Source organism: Neobacillus drentensis, assembly GCF_036965645.1.
GTDB lineage: Bacteria > Bacillota > Bacilli > Bacillales > Cytobacillaceae > Neobacillus > Neobacillus drentensis_D.
Genome location: NZ_JBALPZ010000280.1, coordinates 2,835 through 7,983, shown reverse-complemented (window position 1 = coordinate 7,983; position 5,149 = coordinate 2,835). Strand labels below are relative to the sequence as shown.

Below are 5,149 nucleotides of genomic sequence, written 5' to 3'. Positions count from 1 at the left end.
GATTAATGTTATAATTAGTAGATATTTTTGTTCTGGAGGATTATTACTATGATTACCGTTAGTAACGTAAGTTTAAGATATGGTGACCGGAAGTTGTTTGAAGATGTAAATATTAAATTTACACCAGGAAATTGCTATGGACTAATTGGAGCGAATGGAGCGGGAAAATCAACATTCCTAAAAATATTATCTGGTGAGATTGAAGCGCAAACAGGAACAGTTCAATTAGGACCCAATGAACGTATGGCTGTATTAAAGCAGAATCATTTTGAATATGAAGATTTTGAGGTTCTCAAAACTGTTATCATGGGTCACTCAAGACTCTATGAGGTAATGCAGGAAAAAGACGCTATTTATATGAAAGAAAACTTCACCGATGAAGATGGAATGAAAGCAGCTGAACTCGAAGGGGAATTCGCCGAACTTAACGGATGGGAAGCAGAGCCCGAGGCAGCAATATTGTTAAAAGGTCTTGGAATTGGTGAAGATCTTCATTATAAGAAAATGGCAGAATTAACTGGTTCTGAGAAAGTTAAAGTATTGCTTGCACAAGCATTGTTCGGCAGACCAGATGTATTACTTTTGGATGAGCCGACAAACCACTTGGATATTAAAGCTATTCAGTGGCTGGAGGATTTCTTAATTAACTTTGAAAATACTGTCATTGTTGTTTCCCATGACCGACATTTCTTAAATAAGGTTTGTACTCACATTGCGGACCTGGATTTCAGTAAAATTCAAATTTATGTTGGAAACTATGATTTCTGGTATGAATCTAGTCAGTTAGCATCAAGAATGGCTTCAGATGCGAACAAAAAGAAAGAGGAAAAAATAAAGGAACTTCAAAGCTTTATCGCACGATTCAGTGCCAATGCCTCTAAATCAAAACAGGCAACATCCCGTAAGAAGTTATTAGATAAGATTACACTTGATGACATCAAGCCATCTTCGCGCCGTTATCCGTTTGTAGGATTTACACCAGATCGTGAAATCGGCAATGATTTATTACGTGTTGAAGGATTAACCAAAACAATTGATGGAATAAAAGTCCTCGATAACATAAGCTTTTTTATGAATAAGGGCGATAAAATTGCCCTTGTTGGTACGAATGAGGTGGCAAAAACGACCCTCTTTAAAATCTTAATGGGTGAAATGGAAGCTGACAGCGGCACATTTAAGTGGGGAATTACCACTTCCCAGGCTTATTTTCCAAAGGATAACTCCGAATACTTCGAAAACAGTGATTTGAACCTTGTGGATTGGCTTCGTCAGTTTTCACCAAAAGATGATAGTGAAAGCTTCTTAAGAGGATTCTTAGGAAGGATGCTATTTTCCGGCGAAGAAGTATTGAAAAAGGCCAGTGTCCTGTCCGGTGGTGAAAAGGTTCGCTGCATGCTATCTAAAATGATGCTCAACGGAGCGAATGTCCTCTTATTAGATGAACCTACAAACCATTTAGACTTGGAATCCATCACCGCTTTAAATAATGGATTAATCAATTTCAAAGGTTCTATGCTGTTCTCTTCACACGACCATCAGTTTATTCAAACGATTGCCAATCGAATTTTTGAATTTACACCAAAAGGGCTTGTGGACAAGCAAATGAGCTATGACGAATATTTAGAAAATGATGAGGTTCAAAAGCAAGTAGCGGAAATGTATCAATAAGGTAGAAAAGGATGTCTCAGGAGAGACATCCTTTTCATTTACTCTAATATCTTTTTTGTTTTTTTCTAGACGAAGGTACTTCCATGGAACCTGTCTCTGTTGTAGTAGTCCCTTGACCTTCTACTTGTGAAGAATTAAGGCCGATGGTGGACGGATCGGCTTTACCTTTTCTGCCTCTCGACATTTCATACACCTCCCCTATTATCCTTTGGACAAATATAGCAGGTTATACGGAATATTTCCCAAGACTTAAGGCAAAATAAATTACAGGAGGAGGTGTTCTTTATGGCAAAAATTGGAGTAGAGGAATCTTTAACAAATGTTCAACAAGTTTTAAGGGAAAAAGGATATGATGTGGTAGAATTGAAGCAGGAGTCTGATGCTCAAAACTGTGATTGTTGTGTAGTTACAGGTCTTGATTCAAACGTGATGGGTATGTCTGATACCATCACAAAGGGCTCTGTAATTGAGGCAAATGGAATGTCTGCTGATGAGGTATGCCGTCAAGTCGAAAGCAGATTACAATAAGAAAAGCATAGGCGCCTTTCCAAGGGGATACAGGCATAAGACGAACCAGTGAGAAGGCTGCTTTTTAGGCCTTCTTGATGGATTAGCTTATTACATCCCCCTAGGTGCTGGGCTGGACAACTTTTAATGCAATTTATACCTTCTTATCACTTCAAAAAGACTAAAGTACTTTTTTTACTTTAGTCTTTTTTAGCTTTAATATTCACCTTCATATCTTTATCCACTTCTTTCTGCCTTTTAGTCTCATTTTTTATGGACTTTTTCTCCTCTTTATTTAGATTTGGTGTAAATTCACTGCCATAGGTGGCACCGATATTTAATTTCCCTTTCAACTCTTTAATTCCAAGCTGTCCAAAGTTATTATTCAGCTCATATTTATCCAAAATAATTTTTTCAATATTTATTTTTTCAATAATGATTGGCGGGTCCTTGATTTTCCCCTCGCCCTCTGATATCACTTTCTCTTGGGAGATTTGTAGTGATTTTTTCAGCTCCTCAATATTCAATTCTAATGAAATCAATTTATTCTTTAATTCCTTTTCATAATCATTTTTCTTGAATATAAGGAATAAATCTTTTAATGACATAATCACAAGCTCCCTTTTTCTTTACCCTTACTTCTAATTATATGGAAAAAAACTTTGAACATGTCCAAGAAAACCTTCTAAGTATAAAAATTGTCCCTAATTAATTGTACAAGGGTCTCTATTCAATAGGAATGATTTCGCCTTTTTCAATCGTACGCTGATAACTAACAATCAATAAACCATTCCAAAATTTTGCATTTAATTGCTGAGGGCTCACTGTGTCAGGTAAAGTGATTTGTCTCTGAAATTCACCATAAAACCTCTCGGAATAACTCATCGTTAATTGCGGATGAAGAGGGTTCACTTTTCCTTTAATGGTTAAACTATTACCATTAAGACCTAATTCCAAATTTTCCTTCAACACCCCAGGGAGTTCAATTAATACAACAACTTCCTGCTCTCCTTCAAAGATATCAATGATTGGAAATGCCCTTGTTTTTTCTTCGCGACCCGTTGCCCCATTATTATTATTGGATGACATTATAGGCTGTTCATTCATAAATTGTTTGGCAAATTCTTGATCAAAAATATTGTTCCAAAATTCACCCCCATGCATATTTTTGGCAATATCCATCCACTGTTTTAATTTATCTATATCCACACTTTACACCCCCTTCTTCCGAATGATATCCACTTATCCTCTTATCTTATTAATAATCCTACTTTCATCATACGAAACTTATTCACTAATTAATCCAACTATTACGCTCGTTTCATAATTCACATAAAGGTGCATATAATGACTAACAGGTGGAAGGAGGAGATGGAATGACAGTACCTGTTCCTTTTATTAATATAAATATATTCATGATAAAAATTAATTCCTTTGAAAATGCCTCGGCAGTTAATATTGGTCAAAACCTGCTAGCTGAGTGGCATAATTCAGATAAGAAAAATCAAGGTTTTGGCCAAAATTTTGGTGATGAAAGTGATTTTGTTGCTACAAGAAGTTTTGTCGATGATAAAGACCAAATTGACTCCCCTGCCTCTTTCAACTCTGAATCATTAACTATCGATGATGTATAATAAGAAATGCGTAAGGTGTCTGGAGCTGGATGTAGACAGCTCTTTTATTAACAGTTATCCACAAGCGAAAATATTATAATTTCCTAAACGATAAAAAAGCCATGGGGTATCTCCCATGGCTTAACTAGTATGTTTATATTCACTTAATCGCCTTTTTCGAACAGCCATCATAATACCAATCATTATTACTATCATCATGCCTAAAACTATATTTACTTGGAGCAGCTGTTCCTTCCCGTTATGTTGTTTTTTAACTTTTTTTATAGCAGCGACTTTTGGTTTGATTGGCTCCTTGTAAGTTAGTTGTACTGTCTGAACTAATTGTCCCCTATCGTCCTGGATCGAAAGAAGACCATTGCTTGCAACATTCTTTATACAGCCATTAACACGTTCCGTAATCAATGTATCTCTTTCGGGATAAAATTCTTTTTGATCCGCAGAAAATATTTCTCCCTGCTTTAAGGTACTATGTTGAAAGTTTTTAAAACCATAATCTAATAATAATGCAGTATCAGTGTACTTATCGTTTTTTAAATTTGATTTTAAAACAATTGCTGTAAGTCTGATCTTTCCATTGTCAGCAGTTGTTGCCAATGTTTGTTTTGTTTGACTTGTATAACCTGTTTTACCACCAGTAATCCCTGGATAGGCAATCTCCCCTTTTAGCATTTTATGGTGTGTTACAAGATTCGTCTGCCAAGACTGCCCTTTCCATGGAAGGACCTTGGTGCCAAAAATTTCCGCAAACACAGGATTCTTTATGGCGTAATTAGTTATTAAGGCCATATCCATTGCAGTCGTATAATGATTCGGATCAAATAGACCATTAGGATTCGTAAAGTGTGTGTTGGTTACACCAATCTTTGTTTTTAAATAGACATTTATGTTTTCTGCAAACTGTTGAACTGTTCCGTCCGTATACTCGGCAATCGCGACAGCTGCGTCATTTCCTGAATTAATGAGCATACCTTGAATCAGCTGTTTTAAAGGAACTTGCTCCCCTTCATTTAAATACACACGGGTTCCATCTTGTCTAACCGCATTCCCGCTAACTGTTACAAGATTATTTAAATCTCCCTTTTCAATAGCATAAATAGCCGTAGCTATTTTTGTTATGCTGGCTGGATACATTTTTTGATTAGGATTTTTAACATATAGAACAGCGCCTGTATCAGAATCGAGCAATGCTGCCGCTTCACTTTTCAGCGACAGTTGAACTGGTACTGCAGCTGAGACGTGAGATTGAGTCGTAACTAAGCAAAGAAAAATAATAATGGCTGGCAGTAATTTTTTCAATAAGAACACCCTTACTTTTATCACAGAATTCTTCTTGATTTTAC

7 protein-coding genes are annotated in these 5,149 nt (G+C 36.2%); 3 read left to right on the top strand and 4 right to left on the bottom strand.

Translation table 11 applies throughout. The features are described 5' to 3' along the window. Nucleotides 1-48 precede the first annotated feature (48 nt). The gene (locus V7266_RS30365) at nucleotides 49-1,668 is read left to right on the top strand and encodes an ABC-F family ATP-binding cassette domain-containing protein (protein ID WP_335472997.1); all 1,620 of its coding nucleotides are present in this window, start codon (nucleotides 49-51) and stop codon (nucleotides 1,666-1,668) included. 43 nt (nucleotides 1,669-1,711) lie between these two features. On the opposite strand, the gene V7266_RS30360 is transcribed toward V7266_RS30365, so the two are convergent. Further along, a complete protein-coding gene (locus V7266_RS30360; RefSeq protein WP_335472996.1) occupies nucleotides 1,712-1,852 on the bottom strand; it encodes a YuzL family protein in 141 nt (46 codons plus the stop codon). Between the two features lie 101 nt (nucleotides 1,853-1,953). On the opposite strand from V7266_RS30360, the gene V7266_RS30355 reads away from it, so the two are divergent. Continuing rightward, entirely contained in the window at nucleotides 1,954-2,196 is a 243-nt protein-coding gene (locus V7266_RS30355; RefSeq protein WP_335472995.1) for a YkuS family protein, read from the top strand. A 179-nt stretch (nucleotides 2,197-2,375) separates the two neighbouring features. Here the strand turns inward: V7266_RS30355 and V7266_RS30350 are convergent, their stop codons facing one another. Both V7266_RS30350 and V7266_RS30345 read right to left on the bottom strand, forming a co-directional pair. Continuing rightward, the gene (locus V7266_RS30350; RefSeq protein WP_335472994.1) at nucleotides 2,376-2,783 is read right to left on the bottom strand and encodes a hypothetical protein; all 408 of its coding nucleotides are present in this window, start codon (nucleotides 2,781-2,783) and stop codon (nucleotides 2,376-2,378) included. Between the two features lie 118 nt (nucleotides 2,784-2,901). Beyond that, nucleotides 2,902-3,384 (bottom strand): Hsp20/alpha crystallin family protein, encoded by a 483-nt coding sequence (locus V7266_RS30345; protein WP_335472993.1) that lies wholly within the window; start codon nucleotides 3,382-3,384, stop codon nucleotides 2,902-2,904. Between the two features lie 167 nt (nucleotides 3,385-3,551). Between V7266_RS30345 and V7266_RS30340 the strand changes: the two genes are divergently transcribed. Next, entirely contained in the window at nucleotides 3,552-3,809 is a 258-nt protein-coding gene (locus V7266_RS30340; protein WP_335472992.1) for a hypothetical protein, read from the top strand. A 120-nt stretch (nucleotides 3,810-3,929) separates the two neighbouring features. On the opposite strand, the gene V7266_RS30335 is transcribed toward V7266_RS30340, so the two are convergent. After that, a partial coding sequence (locus tag V7266_RS30335; RefSeq protein WP_335472991.1) for a D-alanyl-D-alanine carboxypeptidase family protein occupies nucleotides 3,930-5,149 on the bottom strand: 1,220 nt, incomplete at its 5' end.

What these genes read in the sequence shown, in the direction of transcription:
- V7266_RS30355 (WP_335472995.1), top strand. Translation starts at nt 1,954, where the DNA reads ATGGCAAAAATTGGAGTAGAGGAATCTTTAACAAATGTTCAACAAGTT.
- V7266_RS30365 (WP_335472997.1), top strand. Translation starts at nt 49, where the DNA reads ATGATTACCGTTAGTAACGTAAGTTTAAGATATGGTGACCGGAAGTTG.
- V7266_RS30340 (WP_335472992.1), top strand. Translation starts at nt 3,552, where the DNA reads ATGACAGTACCTGTTCCTTTTATTAATATAAATATATTCATGATAAAA.
- V7266_RS30350 (WP_335472994.1), bottom strand. Translation starts at nt 2,783, where the DNA reads ATGTCATTAAAAGATTTATTCCTTATATTCAAGAAAAATGATTATGAA.
- V7266_RS30360 (WP_335472996.1), bottom strand. Translation starts at nt 1,852, where the DNA reads ATGTCGAGAGGCAGAAAAGGTAAAGCCGATCCGTCCACCATCGGCCTT.